1 pseudogene is annotated in these 1,563 nt (G+C 56.9%); it reads left to right on the top strand.

What is annotated here, in order from left to right:
* Positions 1-1,563 (top strand): annotated as a pseudogene (locus BHE89_RS16780) (RHS repeat-associated core domain-containing protein); the annotation flags it as partial.

The raw sequence follows: 1,563 nt of genomic DNA, 5'->3' as shown, positions 1-1,563 counted from the left end.
AAAATCACAGAACCAACCAGGATCACTGAGCTTACCTACGACACTCATCTCCGGGTGATAAGCCGCAAGGTCACAGATCGCAGCTCGGGCGCTTCCCGGACATGGAACTACACCTATGCCCCCGTTGGTACAGGAAAGCCGAGCCTGCTGGCCTCGGTTGATGGTCCACGCACCGACGTCAGCGATGTGACGACATTTGACTACGATGACCAGGGCAACCTGATCCGCACAACGAACGCGCTGGGGCAGGTGACGAAGTTTGGTGACTACGACGCGAACGGTCGCGCCCGGACCATTCAGGGTGTCAACGGTGTAACCCAAACCCTCACCTATGACGCCAGAGGAAGACTTGTCAGCTCCACTGGACCAGAAGGCACCACGGTCTACAACTATGATGCTGTGGGCCTCCTGAGCTCGCTGACCAAGCCAAATGGTGCAACCGTCAGCTATGAGTACGACGCTGCACACCGGCTGGTGGCGGAAACAGATGCACAGGGCAACCGGCGTGAGCTTGAGCTCAATGACCTCGGGAATCCAGTAGAAGAGCGCCTGCTCGATGCGCTGGGTCAGACCCGTTGGATAGAGCACCGGATCTTCAACGAAATCGGCTGGCTCTCCAGTGTCTCCGACGCCTATAGCAATCAGTCATCGTTTTCCTACGATGTTGTGGCAAACCTGATACAGGAGACCAGCCCCTCTGGTAACACACACTCCTACAAGTACGACGGCTTCCATCACCGGACACAAACGACCGATCCACTCGGGAAGGTCACGCAGGTACTCTACAAGGATACCGGCGATGTTTACCGCGTCTCAGACCCTCGTTCGCGCCTGACCTACTACAGCTACAACGGCTTTGGCGAAGTGACTCAGGTCCGGAGCCCGGACACCGGCACCACCGACATTACCTATGACGAAGCCGGTAACGTGGCAACGCGCAAGACGGCCAAGGGACAAACCACAAGCTACAGCTATGACGCGCTGAACCGGATCATCGAAACCTCCACCGATGTCGCTGGCGAATCGCCAATTCTGTACGGGTACGACGAAGCAACCTCTCCATACGGCATGGGCCGCTTGACCTCAGTCGATGATGGCAACGGTGTCCGGAGGTTTGGCTACACACCCGAAGGATGGCTGGCTTACGAGACCTGGGAAACCCACGGGCAGAGTCTTACTACCCAGTACCAGTACGATGGTGCAGGCCTCATCACGAAGATCACGTATCCCAGTGGCCGTGAGGTTTCCTACACCCGTGATTTAGCCGGTGACGTCATCGAGGTGGCAACTACACAAGCAGGCACAACAACAAGCCTGGTAAGCCAGATCAAGCGAGCGCCCTTTGGCCCCGTCACCAGTATGGTCAGAGGGAACGGCATTTCAGAAAGTCGCTCTTTGGATCTCAATTACCGAGTCACCGGCATCGACGCTACTAGAGTGCATTCGCTGGTCTATCGGTACACGCCAGACTCGTTGATCTCAGCCATAGACGACAACCTCAGCTCATCAGCCAATCAGTCGCTCGGTTATGACGCGGTTGGCCGCATAACCTCTGCTGAGGGG

It is taken from the genome of Shigella sp. FC1967 (genome assembly GCF_001743005.1).
GTDB lineage: Bacteria > Pseudomonadota > Gammaproteobacteria > Enterobacterales > Enterobacteriaceae > Proteus.
Note: the sequence above shows the minus strand (reverse complement) of the source record. Positions and strands in the feature narration are given on the sequence as shown.